At 71.7% G+C, this 19,774-nt stretch carries 16 protein-coding genes and 1 pseudogene; 7 read left to right on the top strand and 10 right to left on the bottom strand.

From position 1 onward, the window contains the following. Both KILIM_RS16450 and ppdK read left to right on the top strand, forming a co-directional pair. Positions 1 to 672, top strand: a 672-nt coding sequence (locus tag KILIM_RS16450) for a hemerythrin domain-containing protein (protein ID WP_006593857.1), incomplete at its 5' end; no start/stop codon positions are given. 167 nt (positions 673 to 839) lie between these two features. Next, on the top strand, positions 840 to 3,545 hold the full coding sequence (gene ppdK, locus KILIM_RS16445) for a pyruvate, phosphate dikinase (protein WP_006593856.1): 2,706 nt from the start codon (positions 840 to 842) through the stop codon (positions 3,543 to 3,545). 431 nt (positions 3,546 to 3,976) lie between these two features. Here the strand turns inward: ppdK and KILIM_RS16440 are convergent, their stop codons facing one another. From KILIM_RS16440 to panC, 6 genes are all read right to left on the bottom strand, one after another. Continuing rightward, complete coding sequence (locus tag KILIM_RS16440; protein ID WP_006593855.1) at positions 3,977 to 5,143, bottom strand: glutamate--cysteine ligase; 1,167 nt, start codon at positions 5,141 to 5,143, stop codon at positions 3,977 to 3,979. 279 nt (positions 5,144 to 5,422) lie between these two features. After that, positions 5,423 to 6,409: an NAD(P)H-quinone oxidoreductase gene (locus KILIM_RS16435; protein ID WP_006593854.1), complete on the bottom strand. Its 987-nt coding sequence runs from the start codon at positions 6,407 to 6,409 to the stop codon at positions 5,423 to 5,425. 10 nt (positions 6,410 to 6,419) lie between these two features. After that, positions 6,420 to 7,028 carry a molybdenum cofactor guanylyltransferase gene (gene mobA, locus KILIM_RS16430; RefSeq protein WP_006593853.1) on the bottom strand — a complete coding sequence of 203 codons (609 nt, stop codon included), beginning with the start codon at positions 7,026 to 7,028 and terminating at the stop codon, positions 6,420 to 6,422. A 7-nt stretch (positions 7,029 to 7,035) separates the two neighbouring features. Beyond that, a complete protein-coding gene (panB, locus tag KILIM_RS16425) occupies positions 7,036 to 7,872 on the bottom strand; it encodes a 3-methyl-2-oxobutanoate hydroxymethyltransferase (RefSeq protein WP_006593852.1) in 837 nt (278 codons plus the stop codon). An 86-nt stretch (positions 7,873 to 7,958) separates the two neighbouring features. After that, positions 7,959 to 8,426, bottom strand: coding sequence for a hypothetical protein (locus KILIM_RS25105; protein WP_006593851.1), 468 nt, complete (start codon positions 8,424 to 8,426; stop codon positions 7,959 to 7,961). Between the two features lie 41 nt (positions 8,427 to 8,467). Further along, complete coding sequence (panC, locus tag KILIM_RS16415; protein ID WP_006593850.1) at positions 8,468 to 9,367, bottom strand: pantoate--beta-alanine ligase; 900 nt, start codon at positions 9,365 to 9,367, stop codon at positions 8,468 to 8,470. Between the two features lie 219 nt (positions 9,368 to 9,586). Between panC and KILIM_RS16410 the strand changes: the two genes are divergently transcribed. Continuing rightward, the gene (locus tag KILIM_RS16410; RefSeq protein ID WP_006593849.1) at positions 9,587 to 10,975 is read left to right on the top strand and encodes a formimidoylglutamate deiminase; all 1,389 of its coding nucleotides are present in this window, start codon (positions 9,587 to 9,589) and stop codon (positions 10,973 to 10,975) included. A gap of 78 nt (positions 10,976 to 11,053) precedes the next feature. Here the strand turns inward: KILIM_RS16410 and KILIM_RS16405 are convergent, their stop codons facing one another. Then, a complete protein-coding gene (locus KILIM_RS16405) occupies positions 11,054 to 12,502 on the bottom strand; it encodes an AI-2E family transporter (RefSeq protein ID WP_169330772.1) in 1,449 nt (482 codons plus the stop codon). A 100-nt stretch (positions 12,503 to 12,602) separates the two neighbouring features. Next, on the bottom strand, positions 12,603 to 13,550 hold the full coding sequence (locus KILIM_RS25100; protein WP_006593847.1) for a polysaccharide deacetylase family protein: 948 nt from the start codon (positions 13,548 to 13,550) through the stop codon (positions 12,603 to 12,605). 222 nt (positions 13,551 to 13,772) lie between these two features. On the opposite strand from KILIM_RS25100, the gene KILIM_RS16395 reads away from it, so the two are divergent. The 4 genes from KILIM_RS16395 (at position 13,773) to larB (ending at position 17,599) form a co-directional block, all read left to right on the top strand. Continuing rightward, positions 13,773 to 14,579, top strand: coding sequence for a MerR family transcriptional regulator (locus tag KILIM_RS16395; protein WP_006593846.1), 807 nt, complete (start codon positions 13,773 to 13,775; stop codon positions 14,577 to 14,579). 89 nt (positions 14,580 to 14,668) lie between these two features. Continuing rightward, positions 14,669 to 15,988: a lactate racemase domain-containing protein gene (locus KILIM_RS16390; RefSeq protein WP_006593845.1), complete on the top strand. Its 1,320-nt coding sequence runs from the start codon at positions 14,669 to 14,671 to the stop codon at positions 15,986 to 15,988. Further along, entirely contained in the window at positions 15,985 to 16,869 is an 885-nt protein-coding gene (gene larE, locus KILIM_RS16385) for an ATP-dependent sacrificial sulfur transferase LarE (protein WP_006593844.1), read from the top strand. Before KILIM_RS16390 ends, larE begins: the two co-directional genes overlap by 4 nt. Beyond that, positions 16,862 to 17,599 (top strand): nickel pincer cofactor biosynthesis protein LarB, encoded by a 738-nt coding sequence (larB, locus tag KILIM_RS16380; RefSeq protein WP_006593843.1) that lies wholly within the window; start codon positions 16,862 to 16,864, stop codon positions 17,597 to 17,599. The genes larE and larB overlap by 8 nt, the downstream gene beginning before the upstream one ends. A gap of 302 nt (positions 17,600 to 17,901) precedes the next feature. Here the strand turns inward: larB and larC are convergent. Continuing rightward, a pseudogene (gene larC / locus KILIM_RS25095) lies at positions 17,902 to 18,867 on the bottom strand (nickel pincer cofactor biosynthesis protein LarC); the annotation flags it as partial. Between the two features lie 162 nt (positions 18,868 to 19,029). Further along, the coding region (locus tag KILIM_RS16370) for a dihydrolipoamide acetyltransferase family protein (RefSeq protein ID WP_006593841.1) at positions 19,030 to 19,774 on the bottom strand (745 nt) is incomplete at its 5' end.

Below are 19,774 nucleotides of genomic sequence, written 5' to 3'. Positions count from 1 at the left end.
GCCGACCCGCGTCAGGTGTCGGGGTCTACCCCGGCGGCCTCGGCCTCCGGGGCGCGCGCCGACGGGGGGCCGACGCTCGTCGCCACCCCGGACGACGGCATCCGGTTGACCGGCCCGTTGGCCTGGAACGAGGGCAGCAGGCCGACGCTGGGCGAGGGGCCGCCCACCGGATACACCGCGGCGCAACTGTCCCACCCGCGCCACCTCATCGAGATCCACGACGGCCTGCGGGCAGAGCTCGAGCGGGTGCGCGACGTCGTCCGGCAGGTTCGCGCCGGCGCGCTGAGCATCGGCGCGGCCCGCTCGATCATCAACACGATGGCCATGCGGCAGAACAACTGGACCCTCGGCGCCTTCTGCGAGAGCTACTGCCGGATCGTCACCGGGCATCACACGTTGGAGGACCGCGGGGTCTTCCCGCACCTGCGACGCTCCGAGCCCGCGGTGGGTCCGGTGCTGGACCGACTGGAGGCCGAGCACGAGGTGATCGCCGAGGTCATCGACGCCCTCGATCGAGCCCTGGTCGCCCTGGTCGCGACGGACGGCGGAGGCACCCGCGCGCTGGACGAGCTGGAAGCGCAGGTCGACCTGCTGACGGACACGCTGCGCTCGCACCTGGCCTACGAGGAGCGCGAGCTGATCGGGCCGCTGGCCCGCCACGGCCTGACCTGATCGGCCCGCCGGTATGCCGAAAGTGACCGTTCGGCGTACCGGTGCGGCGGGTCACGGACAGAATCGGTTCATCGCTCGGACGCCGGGACCAATGGCCCCGGCGAGGCGCGCGGCGGCGAACCTACGCTGTGCGCGTCAACGAGGACGCTTCCTTTGAAAGGACTCTCATGTCCGCCTACGTCTACGACCTCTCGCAGGGCAACAAGGATCTCAAGGACCTGTTGGGAGGTAAGGGCGCGAACCTTGCGGAGATGCACAACATGGGCATCCCCGTGCCGCCGACCTTCACGATCACGACGGAGGCGTGTCGCGAGTACCTCACCACCGGCTCCGAGCCCGCGAGCCTGGCCGCCGAGATCGACGAGCACGTCACGTCCCTTGAGCAGGCCGCCGGCAAGAAGCTCGGCGACGCGCAGGACCCGCTGTTGCTGTCGGTGCGCTCCGGGGCCAAGTTCTCCATGCCCGGCATGATGGAGACGGTGCTCAACATCGGCCTCAACGACGCCTCCGTCGAGGGGCTGGCCGCTCAGAGCGACAACCCGCGGTTCGCCTACGACTCCTACCGCCGCCTGCTGCAGATGTTCGGCAAGACGGTGCTCGACCTCGACGGTGACCTGTTCGAGGACGTCCTCGACGAGGCCAAGCTGAGCCGCGGCGTGGCCAGCGACACCGACCTCGATGTCAACGACTTCAAGGCCATCGTCGCCCGCTTCAAGGGCATCATCGCCGAGCAGACCGGCCGCGACTTCCCGCAGGACCCGCGCGAGCAGCTGCTGGCCGCCGTGCGCGCCGTCTTCAACTCCTGGAACAGCGAGCGCGCGATCCTGTACCGCAAGCGCGAGAACATCCCCGCCGAGTTGGGCACCGCCGTCAACGTCTGCACGATGGTCTTCGGCAACCTGGGTTCCAAGTCGGGCACCGGCGTGGCGTTCACCCGCGACCCCGCCAGCGGCGCGCAGGGCGTCTACGGCGACTACCTGGAGAACGCCCAGGGCGAGGACGTCGTCGCCGGCATCCGCAACACCATCCCGTTGCTCGACCTGGAGACGATCGACAAGGCCGCGTACGACGAGCTCATGAGCATCATGTCGACGCTGGAAACGCACTACAAAGACTTGTGTGATATCGAGTTCACGGTGCAAGAGGGCAAGCTGTGGATGCTGCAGACCCGCGTCGGTAAGCGCACCGCGGCCGCCGCGTTCGTCATCGCCTGCCAGCTCATCGACGAGGGCATCATCGACGAGGCCGAGGCGCTGCGCCGCGTCGACGGCGACATGCTCGCCCAACTGATGTTCCCCCGGTTCGACCCCACCGCCCCCAAGACCAAGATCGCCAAGGGCATGAACGCCTCCCCGGGCGCGGCCACCGGCCGGATGGTCTTCGACTCCCACGAGGCCGTCGACCTGTCGGTCAACGGGCACAAGGTGATCCTCGTGCGCCGCGAGACCAACCCCGACGATCTCGGCGGCATGATCGCCGCCCAAGGCATCCTCACCAGCCGCGGCGGCAAGACCTCCCATGCGGCGGTTGTGGCCCGCGGCATGGGCAAGACCTGCGTCTGCGGCGCCGAAGAGCTCGACATCGACGTCAAGAACCGCACGATGAAGCTGCCCGACGGGCGCATGATGCGGGCCGGCGACATCGTCTCGATCGACGGCACGACCGGAGAGGTGTTCGAGGGTGAGGTGCCGGTCGTCGCGCCGCCCGTCGTGCAGTACTTCGAGGGCACGCTCAGCGAGGAGGAGGTCGCGGCCGACGACCTCGTGCGTTCCGTCGCGCGGATCATGGCAGCGGCCGACAAGTTCCGCCGCCTCGGGGTGCGCGCCAACGCCGACAACGCCGAGGACTCAGCGCGGGCCCGCCGGTTCGGCGCGAGTGGCGTGGGCCTGTGCCGCACCGAGCACATGTTCCTGGGCACCCGGCGCAGCCTCGTCGAACGGCTCATCCTGGCCGACACCCCCGACGGGCGCACCGCCGCTCTCGAGGCGCTGCTGCCGCTGCAGCGCGGCGACTTCATCGAGATCTTCGAGGCCATGGACGGGCTGCCGGTGACGGTGCGTCTGCTCGACCCGCCGCTGCACGAGTTCCTGCCCGACATCACCGAGATCACCGCCCGCGTCGCGGTCGCCGAGAAGGTCGGCGGCGGAGCGAGCGAAGAGGACAAGACGCTGCTGGCAGCCGTCGAGCGCCTGCACGAGCAGAACCCGATGCTGGGTCTGCGCGGCGTGCGCCTCGGCCTGTCGATCAAGGGCCTGTTCACCATGCAGGCGCGGGCCATCTGCGAGGCCGCGGCCGAGCGGATCAAGGCCGGCGGCGACCCCCGCCCCGAGATCATGGTGCCGCTGGTCGGCGACTACCACGAGCTGCAGATCATGAAGGATGCGATCCGCCGGGTCGAGCGCGAGGTCTCCGAAGAGACCGGCGTCGACCTCACGCAGATCCCCGTCGGCACAATGATCGAACTGCCTCGCGCGGCCCTGACCGCCGGCGAGATCGCGGAGTCGGCCGAGTTCTTCAGCTTCGGTACCAACGACCTGACCCAGACCACCTGGGGCTTCAGCCGCGACGACGTAGAGGCCGAGTTCTTCAGCAACTACCTCGAGCGGGGCATCTTCAAGGTCAGCCCGTTCGAGTCGCTCGACGTCGACGGCGTCGGCCGGCTCGTCAAGATCGCCGCGGAGGAGGGCCGCAAAGCCCGGCCCGAGCTGCACCTCGGTGTCTGTGGTGAGCACGGCGGCGACCCCGCGTCGGTGCACTTCTTCGACAAGGTCGGCCTCGACTACGTCTCCTGCTCGCCATTCCGGGTTCCCGTGGCGCGCCTGGAGGCCGGTCGCGCAGCGGTCGAGGACGCCTCCGGCTCCGACACCCGCTGACCCAGCACCCGCTGACCCCAGCACCCGCTGACCCCAGTACCCGCTGACCCCAGTACCCGCTGACAGGCCCCGACGGCCCGGCCGCCCCGTGCGACCGGGCCGTCGGCGCGCCCGCGGCCCCGGGTCCTGCGGTGGCGGCCCGCCCAGTTCCGTCGACGGTTGCCCTCCCTGCCGAGGGTTGCTGTTGCGACCGCAACGGTCGGCAGGGAGCGCGACCGTCGAGGGGGCGGCCCGCCTTCGTCCGCCGACGGTGGCGGCGCCTGCCCTGTTCCCGCCGGGGGTGGCGGCCCCCGCCCTCTTTCGCCGACGGTGGCGGCCCCTGCCGACGGTTGCTGTTGCGACCGCAACGGTCGGCAGGGAGCGCGACCGTCGGCATGGCGAGAGGGAGAGGCGGAGGCCGGGGCGGGCAGGCCGTCGCCGCGCGGCGAGGACTAGCGGATGAGCATGGCGCGGGCGGCTTCGCGGATGTCGCCGTTGCCCGCGGCCACGGCGGCGCGCATCCGTTGGTAGCCGGCGCCGCGGGCGACGATCCGTTCGATGCCCGCCAGCTCGCGCTCGCACCCGAGTCTTCGGGCGGTTGGGGTGAGCCGTTCCAGCAGTTCGCTGAGGTGGTCGGTGACCAGCACCTCGCGGCTCTGGGCGTCGACGATGACGATCGCCTCCAGGCCGTAGCGGGCGGCCCGCCACTTGTTCTCCTGCACGTGCCACGGCGGCAGTGGGCGCGGCAGGGAGCCGTCGTCGAGCTGGGCCTCCAGGTACAGGGTCAGGCAGTGGATGAACGCGGTGAGGGCCGCCATCTCGTCGAGACTGGTCAGTCCGTCGCTGCAGCGGACCTCGATCGTGCCCAGCTGCAGGGAGGGGCGGATGTCCCAGCGCAGTTCGCTGGCCTCCTCGACGACGCCGGTCGTGAAGACGTCGCGCAGGTAGCCGCGGTAGGCGGCCCACGTCTCGAACCGGAACGGCAGCCCGGCGGTCGGCAGCTGCTGAAAGAGCATCGTGCGGTTGCTGGCGTAGCCGGTGTCCGCCCCGGTCCAGTACGGCGACGACGCGGTGAGCGCGGTCAGGTGCGGGTGGTAGGTCAGCAGCGCGTTGATGAGCGGCCACACCTTGGCGGCCGACCGGATGCCGACGTGCACGTGGACGCCGAAGATCAGCATCTGGCGGCCCCACCACTGGGTGCGGTCGATGAGCGTCTCGTACCGGTCACCGTCGGTGACGTGCTGGTCCTCCCAGCGCGCGAACGGATGCGACCCTCCGCCGAACAGGTCGACGCCCACCTGGTCGGCGGCCGCCCGCACCCGCGCCAACCCGTCCGCCAAGTCCTCGGCGGCCTCGGGCGCGTTGGCGCAGATGCCGGTGACGATCTCGACCGTGTTGGTCAGCAGCTCCTTGGTGACCATCGATCGGCTCGCGCCGGAGTGCCAGTGGCTGTCGTCCCGCTCCTGCACGAGGGCCAGCAGCTCCTGCGCCTTGGGCACGAGGTCCAAGGAGGCGGGGTCGACGAGTCCGATCTCCCACTCCACTCCGACTGTGCGGCCTTCGGAGGGGGAGAACTGCAGCAGTCCCGGCGGGCGCTGCGGATCCGGCGACGCTGACATGGGCACTCCCAGGGGCACGAGGACATGGGGATCGAGACGGTTTCGGTGTGGTGGCCGAGGGACAGTAGCCGCTCACGAAGACGCCCCATCCGACCAGCCTAAAGAAGCGGTGAGCAAGCCTTCGCCCGCGCGCGGTCGGCTCCTCGCTTCGCCTTAGCCCCTCGACGGTTGCCCTCCCTGCCGACGGCTGCTGTTGGGACCGCAACCCTCGGCAGGGAGCGCAACGGTCGAGGGGGGTTTGGCCGGGGTCGGCGGGGTCGGCGGGGGTCGGCGGGTGCCTCAGGTCGTCAGGATGACTTTGCCGATGTGGTTGCTGGCTTCCAGGATGCGGTGGGCGTCGGGAGCGCGGTCCATCGGCAGCACCTCCTGGATGATCGGGCGGACGGTGCCGTGTTCGATGAGCGGCCAGACGTGGTCGCGGACGGCGGCGACGATCGTGGCTTTCTCGGCGGACGGGCGGGCGCGCAGCGACGTCGCGATGACCGCCGCTCGCTTACTGAGCAGCACCCCGAGGTCGAGCTCGCCCTTGCGGCCGCCCTGCAGCCCGATGACGACGAGCCGGCCGTTGACGGCGAGGGCGTCGACGTTGCGGTCCAGGTACTTGGCGCCGACGACGTCGAGAATGACGTCGGCCCCGTGCCCGTCGGTCTCCTCCCGCAGCTGCTCGACGAAGTCCTGCTCCTTGTAGTCGATGAGGATGTCGGCGCCGAGGGCACGGCACGCCTCCAACTTGGTCTGCGAACCGGCGGTGACCGCGACCCGCGCGCCCAGCGCACTTGCCAACTGGATGGCCATCGTGCCGATGCCGCTGGATCCCCCGTGCACGAGCAGCGTCTGCCCGGGCTGCAGGTTGGCGGTCATGAACACGTTGCTCCACACCGTGGCGGCGACCTCCATGAGGCCGGCCGCCTCGACGAGCCCCACCCCGGCCGGGACCGGCAGCACCTGCCCCGCCGGCACGGCGACTTTCTGCGCGTACCCGCCACCGGACAGCAGCGCGCACACCTCGTCGCCCACGCTCAGGCCCGAGTCGGCACCCACCCGTTCCCCGAGCGCGGCGACGCGGCCGCTGACCTCCAGGCCGGGGTACTCGCTGGCGCCCTTGGGCGGCGGGTAGAAGCCGCGGCGCTGCATGATGTCGGCGCGGTTCAGGCCCGCGGCGACGACGTCGATGAGCACCTCGCCGGGGCCGGGCGTCGGGTCGGGGACGTCGGCGAGCACCAGGGCGTCGGCCTCGCCGGGTTCGGGAATCGTCACGGCCTGCATGGGCACGAACCTAGTCCAGCTCGGGCGCCCGGGCGCGGGCGCGCGCCAGATCGGCGGGGGTGTCGATGTCCAGGGCCGTGATCTCGGGGACTGCCAGGGTCGCGATCCGCAGGCCCGCCAAGGTGCGGTAGACGCCGCGGCGCGGATCGGCGTCCCTCAGCGCTCGGGCCAGGCCGGCGGCGCGGTAGGCGGCCAGGAGTAGTTGGGGGCGATCGCCTCCGGTCGCGCACACCGCGTCGACCTCCGTGCCCTGCGCGGCGAGGGCGTCGACGAGGTCGCCGACCACCTCCCCGGCGAACGGCTGATCACCGGCCAGCACCACGACGACCTCGAACGCGGCCTCCGGGCGCTGGTCGGCCAACGCGCCGAGGCCGGCGGCGATACCGGCGACGGGCCCGCCGAGCGCCGGCTGCTCGCGCGTCCACGTCACCCGCCAGGCGACCGACTCCGCGACCGGTCGCGGCTCGCCGACACACACGACCGGCCAGTCGGCGGGGAGGTCGGCCAGCAGGTGATCGAGCACCGTCCCCCGACCGAGGCGGCGCGCGGTCTTGTCGGCGCCGCCCAGGCGCGCGGACGTCCCGCCGCACAGCACCAGGACCCCGACCGACGCGCTCATCGGCCGGTTACCCGTCGAGGCGCTCGACGATCTGATCGATCGTCGCGTCGTCGACCGTGGAGGAGTTGGCGGCGGTGGGAAACGCGCGATTGCGCACGTCGGCGTCGTAACTGATGAGCGCCTCGCGGGCGACCTCACCGAGCCGGGCGTACCGCTGCGTGTGCCGCGGCACGAAGTCGTCGAAGAGGCCGAGCACGTCGTGCCACACCTGCACCTGCCCGTCGCAGCCCGCGCCGGCACCGATGCCGATCGTCGGGATGCCGATGCGCTCGGTGACGAGTTCGGCCAGGGGCGCGGGCACAAGCTCCAGCACGACCGCCCACGCCCCGGCGGCCTCCAACGCCTGCGCGTCGCGCACCAGCTCGACCCCGGCGGCGACGCTCTTGCCCTGCACACGCATGCCGATCTGATGCACGGACTGAGGGGTGAAGCCCAGGTGACCCATGACGGGGATGCCGGCGCGCACGATCCGCTCGACGGTCGGCGCGAACGCGGCCCCGCCCTCCAATTTCACGCTGCCGCAACCGCCCTGGGCCATGAGGTGCCCGGAGTTGCGCAGCGCCTCGTCGGGCGTGCTGTACGTGAGAAAGGGCAGGTCCGCGACCACGAGAGCGGTGCTGGCGCCGCGCACGACGGCCCGGCAGTGGTAGGTGATGTCCTCCAGCGTGACCGGCAGCGTCGAATCCAGGCCCTGCATGACCATGCCGAGCGAGTCGCCGACGAGGATCAGGGGGATGTCGGTGCCCTCGATGATCCGGGCGCTCGTGTAGTCGTAGGCGGTGACCATCGTCAGCGGCTCGCCGCGGCGGTAGCGCTGCGCGAGGGCATGGACGGTGAGTCGCACTCGGGGCCTCCCAGGGGTGTTGGCCGTCGAGCGCCGATCAGCGGCGAGAGCGGTGCGTGCCGGCCGGGGTCGGTCTCAGGGCCGGGTCACCACTGCGCGAGGTGGGCCTCCACCATGCGCCGGCGCTCGTTCTTGCGGTGTGCCGCCCACAGCGCCCACACCATGCCCCAGATCCAGACGAAGGGGACGGCCGGCTGCGCCAGGAACAACGTCCAGAACCATACGCCGGTCATGACGAACGCGCCGAGGAATGTGGAGTACAGCATGCCCAGCGGCCCCAGCACCCCCGCGAGCACGGTGGCCAGCAGCAGCGACTTGCGCCCGAGCGAGACCGGCTGGCCCGTCTGCATCGCGAAGAGGCCCGGCGGCATGCCCGGCTGCCCTCCGGGTGCCTGACGCCCGCCCATCATCTGCTCGAACGGGTTGCGCGGGGGCATCGGCTCGGACTTGATGTAGCGCGGCTGCCCCTCGCGGTCGGCGCGGGTCTCGTCGCGGACCTGGCCCTCGACAGGGGGTATGGGCGCCGAGTAGCGGTCGCGGTCGGGGTCGGTCATGGCAGCTTCACCTCAGTGGGGGGCCAGTGGTAACAGTCTTGTCACGTATGACGCGCTTTTCCGTCCGGTTGTTCCGCCGGTGAGTCCACGGCCGACTGGTCCGCCGCCGAAAGCACGACGTTGTCGATGAGGCGGGTGCGGCCGAAGCGGACGGCCAGTGAGCAGAGGGCGCCTCGGGCCGGGTCGATGGTCGAGAGTTCGGCGAGGGTTTGCGGGTCGGCGACGCTGACGTAGTCGGGTTGCGCGAGAGGTTCGGCCGCCAGTACGTGGGTCATCGCGGCACGCAGGCGGTCGGCGTCGCGCTCTCCGCCGGACCACGCCCGCGAGGCGGCGGTGAGGGCCTGCACGAGCACCGTGGCGTGGGGGCGTTGCTGCTCGTCGAGGTAGACGTTGCGGCTGCTCATGGCCAGCCCGTCGCCCTCGCGGTGGGTGGGGACCGTGACGATCGTGGTGGGGATCGCCAGGTCGTCGACCATGCGGCGCACGACGAGAACTTGCTGGGCGTCCTTCTGCCCGAAGTACGCCCGGTCGGCGCGGGTCGCGTTGAGCAGGATCGCCACCACCGTCGCGACGCCGGTGAAGTGACCGGGACGATGGGCGCCCTCCAGCACGTCGGTCAGTCCCGAGACCAAGACGCTCGTCGATGCTCCCGGCGGGTAGACGTCGTGCACCTGCGGCATCCACACGAGGTCGACCCCGGCGTCGGCGAGCAGCTGCAGGTCACGCTCGGTATCGCGGGGGTAGGTCTCGAAGTCCTCGCCCGCACCGAACTGGGTGGGATTGACGAAGATCGACACGACCACCGCCTCGTTCTGCGCGCGCGCGGCGCGCACGAGACTCAGGTGCCCCTCGTGCAGGTAGCCCATCGTCGGCACCAGGCCCACTTGGCGCAGGCGCGCCCGCGCGGTCGCCAGCTCTGCCCGGGTCGTCACAACCTGCATCGGCGCTCTCCCTGCCTCGTTCACCGTCGGCACCGCCGAGGCTATCTCCCGACCGTCACCACCGCCGCACCCGCTGCTGACCTCGCCCACCCGCGCCCGGCACCGAACCGAACGCGTGCCGCGCGCGTCGAGCCAGCGAATTGCGTGTCGGCTCTGCCTCGTTCGCTCAGCCCAGCGCCGCCAGCGCCGACCAGAAGAGTGCCGAGAACAGGAGCCCCGATGAGTCAGCCGCCCCCAGAGGCACAGATCGATGAGCCGGTCCCGAGCCAGCGCTGGTTCGCGCCCTATGCGCTACTGCCCACGGGCCTGGCCAAGGACGTGACCTTCGAGGTCAGCGGCGGCCGGTTCGCGCGGGTGCGGCCGGGCAGCGACGCGGCGGGCGCCGACCAGGTGCTGTCCGGCATCGCGATGCCCGGGTTCGCCAACAGCCACTCGCACGCCTTTCACCGCGCGCTGCGGGGCCGCACCCACTCCGGCACCGGCACCTTCTGGACGTGGCGGGAGTCGATGTTCGACCTGGCGGGGCGCCTGGACCCGGAGGCGTATTACGCGCTGGCCCGGGCGGTCTACGCCGAGATGGTGCTGGCCGGCATCACCACCGTCGGCGAGTTCCACTACCTGCATCACGGCCCCGACGGCCGGCCGTACTCCTATCCCAACGCGATGAGCAACGCGCTGACCCGTGCCGCGGAGGACGCCGGCCTTCGGATCACGCTGCTGGACACCCTCTACCTCTCCGGCGGGCTGACCGCGCAGGGGCACACCCGGCTGGATCGGCTGCAGATGCGGTTCAGCGATCAGGTGGCCGACGACTGGTCACGACGCACCGCCCGGCACCGCGAGCGCGATCACGTGCGGGTCGGCCTGGCGGTGCATTCCGTGCGCGCCGTGCCCCGCTCCTGGCTGACGTTCGTGCGCGACCTGGCCGTCAACAGCCCCCACGCCCGCGCTCGCGGCCGGCAGTTGCCCGTGCATGCGCACGTCTCCGAGCAACCGGAGGAGAACGAGGCGTGCGTGGCGTACTACGGCTGCACGGCCACCGAGTTGCTGCACGACGCGGGCCTGGTCGGGCCGCAGTTCACGGCCGTGCACGCGACGCACCTGACCGAGAAGGATGTCGCGGTGTTGGGGCGCGCCCGGGCCACCATCGCCTTCTGCCCGACGACCGAGCGGGACGTCGCCGCCGGCATCGGCCCCGCCCGGCTGCTGCACGACGCCGGTGCCCGGTTGTCGCTGGGCACCGACCAGCACGCCGTCATCGACATGTTCGAGGAGGCTCGCGCCCTGGAGATGCACGAGCGGCTGGTCAGCGGCGAACGCGGCCGGCTCGGGCTGCGGGCTTTGGAGTCCGCGCTGACCGCGCACGACTCGTTGGGTTGGGAGGACTGCGGCCAGCTGCGGGCGGGGGCCCGAGCCGACGTCGTGGTCGTCGACCTCGACAGCCCGCGGACCGCCGGGGCGATGCCCGAACAGATCGTCATGGCCGCCACCAGCGCCGACATCCGTGACGTCGTCATCGACGGTGAGTTCGTCGTGACCAATCGGCAGCACCGGCTGGGCGACGTGGGCGCGCTGCTGCGCGACGGGATCGCGCCGCTCTGGTCGTGACCGCCTGATCGTGACCGCCTGATCGTGACCGCCTGATCGTGACTGCGTCGAGACGGCGGGCGACCTCGATCCGCGGCTCTAGCGCAGGGGGTGACTGCCCGAGTTGGTCGACGCCTCGTCCGCGCCCTGCTCCGGGTCGTCCGCGGACCGCTCGCCTTCCTCCTCCGCCCGCTCGGCGGCCAACGCCCGACCCTTGCGGTCTTCGACGACGGCCTTCTCCCGCAGCGTGATGGGGGAGATGTCGCCGATCCGGCGGCGTTGCCGGCGCGCGCCCTTGCTGCCGGGCTCTGGGTCGTCGGGGTCGTGCGCGACGAGACTCTTGGGCGAGTCGCTGACCGCGGAGTAGCCGTGGGCGAGCATGGGGAACTTGTCGTGCCCGGTCCAATAGAGAATCACCGTGTTGGTGACGGCCAGGAACGGGACGGCGAACAGGGCGCCCACGATGCCGAAGAGGAACGAGAAGGCGGCCACCCCGAGCAGCACGGCCAGCGGATGCAGAGAGACCGCACGGCCCATGAGCACCGGCTGGAGAAGGTGTGACTCGAGTTGCTGCACGCCGATGACCACGGCGAGCATCGCCAGGGCGATCAGCGGGCCCTGCACGACCAGCGCCAGCACGACGGCCAGCGCCCCGGAGACGACCGCGCCGACGATCGGGACCGCGGAGGCGAAGAAGATGATGAGGAACAGCGGGATGACCAACGGCAGCCCGAGCAGCCAGGCGCCGAGGCTGATGAAGAACGCGTCGACGAAGGCGACGAGCACCTGGGTCTTGACGTAGGAGCTGAGGCTGACGTAGCCGCGGCGGAAGGCCTCGTGCACCGGTGCCTGCACGTGGCGCGGCATCATTCGCACGAAGAACGACCAGATGGAGTCGCCCTCGGCGAGGAAGAAAAACATGCAGATGAGCGCGATGATCGCGCCCACGAGCACCTCGGTGGCGGTCGACCCGGCGGACAGCGCGCCGCTGGTCAGCCCGCTGGCGTTCTCCTGTACCCAGTTCTGACCGGCGGTGATGGCCTGGTTGATCTGGTCGCTGCCGATGGCGAACGGCCCCTCGGCCAGCCACTCCTGAATCTGCTGAATGCCGGCGGCGATCTGATCGGACAGGTCGGTGAAGCCGGTGACGAGTTGGTTGCCGGCGAGGGTGAGGGCCCCGACGACGAGACCGAGGCTGCCCAGCGTGGTGATGGCGGCGGACAGGTGCCGGCCCAGCCCCAACCGGTGGTTCAGGAACACCATGGCCGGCATCGCCAGGGCGGTGAGCAGGACGCCGACGGCCACGGGGATCATCACGGTCTTGGTCATGCCGAGAATCCGCAGTAGCCCGAGGCCGACGACGGCGACGATGATCAGCCGCCAGCCGATGCCCGCGGCGACCCGGAGCGAGTACGGCACGGCCTGCTCGGCGTGCCGGTGCGCGACGGCGCTCGGCTCATCCAGCGTGGACGCCCCCTGGGAGTCTGCGGCTGCGGTCCCAGGTGCGCCTGGGTGTGGCTGCGGAGCGGCGGGCCCCTGAACAGTCATGGCGTGTCCAATCCCCTGTGTCGGCGCGGGTACTGCCGCCCCGTCCGCCCAGTCTGACACGCAGCCTTGCGGCGGCCGCGGTGCCCGCGTGCGCAGCGGATCAGCGGCAGCTCGGCAGGGGGCGCACGACGTAACCGCGGGAGTCCAGGTCGCTCAGCACCTTGCCGAGCGCCTGCACCGTCTGGGAGCGGTCGCCGCCGCCGTCGTGCATGAGGACCACGACACCCGGCCGCAACTGGCTCACGGCGGTGGCCGCGATGGCCTTCGCGCCGGGGCGCGCCCAATCGCGGGTGTCGGTGTCCCACAACTCCACGACGCTGCCGCGGGCCGCCATGATCTTGCCGACGGCGGCGTCGACGAAACCGCCGGGCGGGCGCAGGCACGTGGTGCCGCCAAGGAGGGCGTCGGTGCGGGCCAACTCCGCAGTCACCTGCGGGGCCGCGAGCTTGGTGAGCCACGGGTGGGTGTACGAGTGATTGCCGATCGTGTGCCCGGCGCCCCGGATCTGCCGGACCAGGCCCGGGTTGCGCGCGACCTCTTCGCCGATGACGAAGAAGGTGGCGCGGGCCCGGTGGGCGGCGAGGGCGGACAGGATCTGGGGGGTCCACTGGGCGTCCGGACCGTCGTCGAAGGTCAGGTACGCGATGGGCTTGCCACCGTCGTGCGTGGCGTGCTGGGCGGGCGCTGGGACGCCGGCGGGGATCGCCATCGTGGGCCAGGGGTTGGGTACCGCAGGCTTCTTGGCCTTGGGTGCTGCTGCCTTGGGTGCTGCCCCCTTGGGTGCTGCCCCCTTGGGTGTTGCCCCCTTGGGTGCCGCGGCTTTGGGTGCTGCGGCCTTGGGTGCCGCGAGTGCCGGTGTCTTGGGGGCTGCGGTGGCCGTGGCGGCTGGCGCGGACGTTGTCTGGGTGGCGGTGGCCAGCCCCCACAGCTGCTGGGCGGTGGCGCCGCTGGGCACCCCGGCGACCTCCAGGAGGGTGGGGCCGAACGCGAGCGCTGCCCCCAGTAGGCCGACGCCGGCGACCGCCACGGCGGAGCGCATCGACGCCATGTGATTCTCCTCGGTGCTCAGCTGTGCTCAAGGGTGTGGGAGCGCGAATCTCCCACTGCGGCGGTGGATCTCGTCCGCCCTCGCCTATTCGACGCGGCACCCGTCGCCCTGAGTCTTTTCGGCGCGACCGACCACCGAAATCTGCTGTGGGACAGCAGGATGCCCTCGGCTGGTTGACTCTGACGTTGACTCTCACACGGTGTCAGGGAGGAGAACGGGCTCGTGTTGTCGATCGGAGACTTCGCCCGCTTCGGGCAGGTGTCGGTGCGCATGCTGCGGCACTACGACGCCATCGGGCTGCTGACGCCCGCTCACGTCGACCCATGGACCGGCTACCGCAGTTACAGCGCGGAGCAGTTGGCCCGGCTGAACCGGCTGGTCGCGCTCAAGGACCTCGGGTTCACGCTCGAGCAGGTCGGGCGCGTGCTGGCGGACGAGGTGAACGCGGAGGAGCTGCGCGGCATGCTGCAGCTGCGCGCCGCCCAGTTGGAGACCGAGGCGGAGCTGGCCCGAGCTCGCCTGTCCGGAGTCGAGCATCGGCTCCAGCTCATCGAAAAGGAGAATCAGATGTCCAACGTCGAGTACGTCGTCAAGCCCCTGACCGCGCGAACCATCGCGGCCCGACCGGCGATCGCCGGCGCCCAGCAGGAGATCGAGAGCATCGTCTCCCCGCTGTTCGGGCAGGTTGCGGAGGCCATCGAGGCCACGGGTGGATGCCCGCAGACCGGTGTCGGTACTTACGAGATGACCGACGACGGGCTGGAGATGCTCATCGGCTACGACTACGCCGGCGCCCCCGCCGACGGCTTCGAGCTGCACTCCCTGCCCGCCGTCGAGCACGCCGTGTGCGCCGTGCACCTGGGCGAGATGAAGACCATCGACGCCTCCTGGCAGGCCCTGATCCGCTGGTCCGAGGCCGACGGCTGGACCCCCGCCGGCCCCTGTCGCGAGATCTACGTGCACGCCACCCCGCTGGAGGATCAGTCCGGTTGGGTCACCGAGTTGCAACAACCCGTCGTGCGCTCGTAAGGGTGCCGGTGCTGTCGGCCGGCACCGACTAGTCGGGTGCGTCCTGGCGTCGTACGGTCGGACGTACCGGCCCGACCCCAGGAGTGCTCATGTCTGCATCTGCCGCGCCCGGCATTCCCTGTCGCACGATCGGCGGCGTCGACCAGCACGTGCCCGCCGAGGCGTTGGACGCGTTCGTCGCCGAGAGCCTGGCGGACGTCGATGTCGACGGCAAGGACGTGGTCCTCGTGATCCCTGACGGAACGCGATCCTGCCCGCTGCCGCTGCTGGTCGGGGCCATGCACCGCCATCTCGTCGGGCGGGTGGGGGCGCTGACGGCGGTGATCGCTCTCGGCACGCACAGCTACATGGAGCCCGACGAGATCGATCGGATGCTCGGGGTCGGGGGTGTCGACTCGCAGGGCCGGCCCCAGCCGGCAACTCTGGGCGACGCCTACCCGGGTCTGCTCGTGGTCAACCACGAGTGGGCCGACCCGGACATGCTCGTCAGCGTGGGGCGGATCGGCGCGGAACGCATCGCCGAACTCTCCGGCGGACGGCTGCGCCGCGAGGCGAACGTGCTCATCAACCGGCGCGTCGTGGAGGCCGACGTGGCCATCGTCGTCGGGCCGGTGTTCCCGCACGAGGTGGTCGGCATCTCCGGGGGCAACAAGTACTTCATCCCCGGGTGCGCCTCGCAGGACATGATCGACATGACGCACTGGGTCGGCGCGCTCATCACCAGCGCCGAGCTCATCGGCACCACGGGCATCACCGAGGTGCGCGCGATGATCAACGAGGGCGCCGAGCTCATCCCCACCCAGCGGCTGGCGCTGTGCTGCGTCGTGGAGTCCGGCACCGGGCTGCTGAAGGCCGCCGCCCTGGGCACCACGGAGGACGCCTGGGCGGCCACGGCGCAGATCGCGGCGCAGACGCACGTCACCTACGTCGACGCCCCGTTCCAGCGGGTGATCTCGTGCATGCCGACCCGGTACGACGACATCTGGACGGCCGCCAAAGGGTTCTACAAGCTGGAGCCCGCGGTGGCCGACGGCGGCGAGGTCGTGATCTACGCGCCGCACGTCACCGAGGTCAGCGAGACGCACCCGGAGATCTACGAGATCGGCTACCACTGCCGCGACTACTTCGTGCACCAGTGGGACGCGTTCAAGCACGTGCACTGGGGCGTGCTCGCGCACTCCACGCACCTGCGCGGCATGGGCACGTACGACCCGACCACCGGCGTGGAGCAGCTGCGCGTGCGCGTCACGCTGGCAACGCAGATCCCGCGCGAGGTTTGCGAGTCGATCAACCTGGGTTATCTCGACCCGGCCAGCGTGGACCTGCAGGCGCTGGCCGCCGAGCCAGGCACGGTCGTGATCCCCAACGCCGGCGAGGTGCTCTATCGGGTGAAGGGCGGCATCGGATGACCGCTGACGAGGGCGCTCTCGACGCCGGGACCCAGGGAGCGCACGCCGCCGTGGTGTTGCGGCGGGCGCAGGAGGCGATCGGTGCGCAGCTGCGCGGGGTCCGCCGCCTCGGGGTCGCGTTCTCCGGAGGTGTCGACTCCTCGACCCTGGTCGCCCTCGCCGCGCGCATCCTCGGGCCGGAGCAGGTGGTGGCGGTGCTCGGCGTCTCGCCGAGCCTGGCCGCCGACGAACGCCTGGCCGCGCACAAGGTGGCCGCCGTCATCGGCGTGCGGGTCGTCGAGCTTGCGACCCAGGAGGGCGCCGTCGCGGCCTACGCCGCCAACGGGCCGGATCGCTGCTTCCACTGCAAGAACGAGCTGTTCGCCACGATCTCCGCGGAGGTCGTGGCGAGCGAGAATCTGGATGCGGTGGCCTACGGGGAGAACGCCGATGACTCCCGGCGCCCCGACCGACCCGGTGCGGCGGCGGCGGTCGCGCACCAGGTGCTGCGCCCCCTCGCGGATGCAGGTCTGACCAAGGCCGACGTGCGAGCGATCGCCCGGGAGCTGGGCCTGCCCTGCGCCGACAAGCCGGCGGCCCCGTGCCTGGCCTCGCGGATCCCGCACTTCAGCCTGGTCACGCCGCAGAAGCTGCGGCAGGTCGATCGCGCCGAGCAGCTCGTGCGGGGCCTGGGTTTCAGCGACGGGCGCGTGCGGCATCACGGCGACATCGCGCGCGTCGAGTTGCCCGCGGCCGAGCTGGCCCGGGCGACGACCGAGCCGATCCGTCGGGCCCTGGTGGACGGGTTGCTGGCGCAGGGATTTCGGTACGTGGCCCTCGACCTCGTGGGCATCCAGTCGGGCGCGTTCACGATGGACCAATTACGGAGCGGGCATGGCTGAGTCTCCCCAACTCGGAGGGGACGCCGCGGAGTTCGACCTGGACCATGCCCGGGCCGCGCGGCGCGGGTTTCCCGAGGCGGTCTACTGCGAAGGCAAGACCGTCGCGCAGGTGGCCGCCATCGCCGCCGCGGTCCGCGACCGGTTCGTGCTCGACCAGCCGGTGCTCGAGCGGCCGGTGCTCGACCCGTCTGTGCTCGACCGGGCCGCCACGATGTTGTTCACGCGGGCCGACTCGGAGCAGGCCGCCGCCGTGCGGCAGCAGTTGCCCGAGGCCGTGTACGACGAGGCGGCCCGAGTGGTGGCGTGGCCCCCCGACCCTCCGGACCCCACCGGCGGACTCGTGGTGGTGGCAGCGGCCGGGACGTCCGATCTGCCGGTGGCGCGGGAGGCGCTGCTGACGGCCCGCTACCTGGGGCGGCCCGCGGAGCTGGTGATGGATGTCGGCGTGGCGGGGCTGCACCGGTTGCTCGGGCGTCTTGAGCTGCTGCGCTCGGCGCGGGCGATCGTGTGCGTGGCCGGCATGGACGGTGCCCTGCCGAGCGTGGTGGCCGGGTTGGTGGCGGCGCCGATCGTGGCGGTGCCGACGTCGGTGGGTTACGGCGCGGCGTTCGGCGGCGTGGCGCCGCTGCTGACCATGCTGAACGCCTGCGCTCCCGGGGTGGCCGTCGTCAACATCGACAACGGGTACGGGGCCGGGCACACCGCGGCCCAGATCGCCGCACCCTGGTAGCTCGGAACGTCAGCGCCCGATCGTCCCGCGCCCGATCGATTCCGCACCCTCAGACGGCGTCGTCGCAGGCGGCGCCGGGCACCAAGTCGGCGGCGTGAGCGGCGGCTCGCGCCGCCTCCAAGGCCTCCAGCACGGGGCGCCCGGCCCCGGCGGCGAGCGCCGCGCAGTCCTCGTACTCGGGCGTCGCGTGCACGATCCGCCCGGCACGCACCCCCACCTTCACGGGGATCCGGGCCTCCACCGGCCCGTCGCAACGCGGTGCGCCGGACCGTGGACTCGCGAAAGCCCAAGGTCCCGGTCGCCGCCAGCACGTGCGCGCGGACCCGCTCGGCCGAGTCGTCCGCCGGGTCGAGGAGCACGCTCAACACCTGCGCGGGGCGTCCCTTCTTGCCGAGCGCCGGGACCAGCCACGCGTCGAGGCCGCCCGCGTCCAGGCACCCCCGCAGCACGCTCGGCCAGATCCGCGGGTCCAGGTCGTCGACGGTGGTCTCCAAGAGCAGGAGGTGGAGGACGTGATCATCGACCGAATCGTCGGGCGTCGCGGGCCCGAGAACCACGCGCGTCACGTTGGCCCAGCCGGGGGTGTCGCGCTGTCCGGCGCCGGTTCCGACTCGCTCGAAGATGGTCGGCGGCCCGGTGAGCTCGGTGCGCTGCTCGCTCACAGAGCACAGCGTGACCAGGAGGGCGACGCCGGTGGGAGTGGCGAGCTCCCCGACGGGATCGCGCCCGCCCGCTTCGACCGTCTCGGCGCCCGGCGGCAGAGACCGGACCCGCACCCCGGAGCCCGCCAACAGCTCCCGGACGGCGGGACCCGGGACGGGCAGCAGCCCGTGGGCGGAGGCGACGGTCCCCTCGCCCAACGTCAGGGTCGAGCTGCTCAACCGGTCGACCCCTAGGTCCTCGAGGGCGACGCAGACCCCGACGATGTCGCCGATCGAGTCCCACGACCCGACCTCGTGAAAGACCACCTCGTCCTCCGGGACGCCGTGCACCCGGCCCTCGGCCTGCGCCAGGCGCCCGAACACGGCCAGCGCCCGATCACGAGCCCGCGGCGGTAGCTCCGCCGCCGCGATCAGGTCGCGGATCACCCGCCACGGTCGATGGGGCGCGTCCGGCGTAGCCGGCGCAAGCTGCACCGCAGTTGCCCGCTGTCCGCGCCGCGCCGTGGGCACCGCCTCGATCCGCACCGCGTCGCCCACCACGGCCGCCACCCCGGCCCGGACGACCTGCACGTCGGCCCCGGCGTCGAGCAAGGCGGCCAGCAGCATGTCCCCCGCGATGCCGAAGGTGGCATCGATCCACCCGACCCGCCCACCGTCGGCGCCGGGGTGGTCGGAGGGGACGGGCGGGGCAGGTTCTGGCACGTCACGAATCTCCCACGAGGCCTCGGGAAGTCAAGGGACGTGGCAGGGAGTCCCTCGTTCGGGGCGCTACAGCTCCGCCAGCAGCGTGCCCGGGCGTTCGACGCAGTCGGCGACGAAGCGCAGGAAGCCGCCGGCGGTGCCGCCGTCGCAGACCCGGTGATCGAAGGTCAGGGACAGCTGCGTGATGGGGCGGACCGCCAGCGCGCCCTCGACCACCCAGGGGCGCTCGAAGATGCGGCCCATGCCGAGCATCGCGGCCTCGGGGTGGTTGATGATCGGGGTCGAGCCGTCGACGCCGAACACCCCGTAGTTGTTGAGCGTGAACGTCCCACCGGTCAGCTGGGCCGGGGCGAGGCGGCCCTCGAGGGCCGCCTGCGTGCGATCCCGCACCGCCGCGGCCAGCTGACGCGTCGAGATCGCCTGCGCGCCGTGGACCACCGGCACCATGAGTCCGCGCGGCGACTGCACCGCGAACGAGAGGTTCACCGCGCCGTGCCGCACGATCTCCGATCGCTGCACATCGACCGAGGCGTTGAGCTCCGGATGCCGTGCCAAGCCCGCCACCACGATGCGAGCCATGATCGCGAAGAGGCCGATGCCGGACTCCGGGGCGCTCGCGCGCAGCTGATCGCGCATCGCCAGCAACCCGGAGGCGTCCACATCGACCCACGTCGTGGCCTCCGGGATCTCCCGACGGCTCCGGCTCAGCTTCTCGGCGATCGCGGCCCGCACCCCCGTCAACGGGATGCGCACCTCCGCGCCGCCCGTGGGTGCCGGCGTGGCCGGCTCGGCCGGGCGCGCGGGCGCACTC

It is taken from the genome of Kineosphaera limosa NBRC 100340 (assembly GCF_000298215.1).
GTDB classification, from domain to species: domain Bacteria; phylum Actinomycetota; class Actinomycetes; order Actinomycetales; family Dermatophilaceae; genus Kineosphaera; species Kineosphaera limosa.
This window is presented reverse-complemented; position numbering and strand designations above follow the sequence as displayed.

Excerpts from the sequence above, each read along its gene's own strand:
- ppdK (WP_006593856.1), top strand. The coding sequence starts at position 840 with ATGTCCGCCTACGTCTACGACCTCTCGCAGGGCAACAAGGATCTCAAG.
- KILIM_RS16440 (WP_006593855.1), bottom strand. The coding sequence starts at position 5,143 with ATGTCAGCGTCGCCGGATCCGCAGCGCCCGCCGGGACTGCTGCAGTTC.
- KILIM_RS16435 (WP_006593854.1), bottom strand. The coding sequence starts at position 6,409 with ATGCAGGCCGTGACGATTCCCGAACCCGGCGAGGCCGACGCCCTGGTG.
- mobA (WP_006593853.1), bottom strand. The coding sequence starts at position 7,028 with ATGAGCGCGTCGGTCGGGGTCCTGGTGCTGTGCGGCGGGACGTCCGCG.
- KILIM_RS25105 (WP_006593851.1), bottom strand. The coding sequence starts at position 8,426 with ATGACCGACCCCGACCGCGACCGCTACTCGGCGCCCATACCCCCTGTC.
- panC (WP_006593850.1), bottom strand. The coding sequence starts at position 9,367 with ATGCAGGTTGTGACGACCCGGGCAGAGCTGGCGACCGCGCGGGCGCGC.
- KILIM_RS16410 (WP_006593849.1), top strand. The coding sequence starts at position 9,587 with ATGAGTCAGCCGCCCCCAGAGGCACAGATCGATGAGCCGGTCCCGAGC.
- KILIM_RS16405 (WP_169330772.1), bottom strand. The coding sequence starts at position 12,502 with ATGACTGTTCAGGGGCCCGCCGCTCCGCAGCCACACCCAGGCGCACCT.
- KILIM_RS25100 (WP_006593847.1), bottom strand. The coding sequence starts at position 13,550 with ATGGCGTCGATGCGCTCCGCCGTGGCGGTCGCCGGCGTCGGCCTACTG.
- KILIM_RS16390 (WP_006593845.1), top strand. The coding sequence starts at position 14,669 with ATGTCTGCATCTGCCGCGCCCGGCATTCCCTGTCGCACGATCGGCGGC.
- larE (WP_006593844.1), top strand. The coding sequence starts at position 15,985 with ATGACCGCTGACGAGGGCGCTCTCGACGCCGGGACCCAGGGAGCGCAC.
- larB (WP_006593843.1), top strand. The coding sequence starts at position 16,862 with ATGGCTGAGTCTCCCCAACTCGGAGGGGACGCCGCGGAGTTCGACCTG.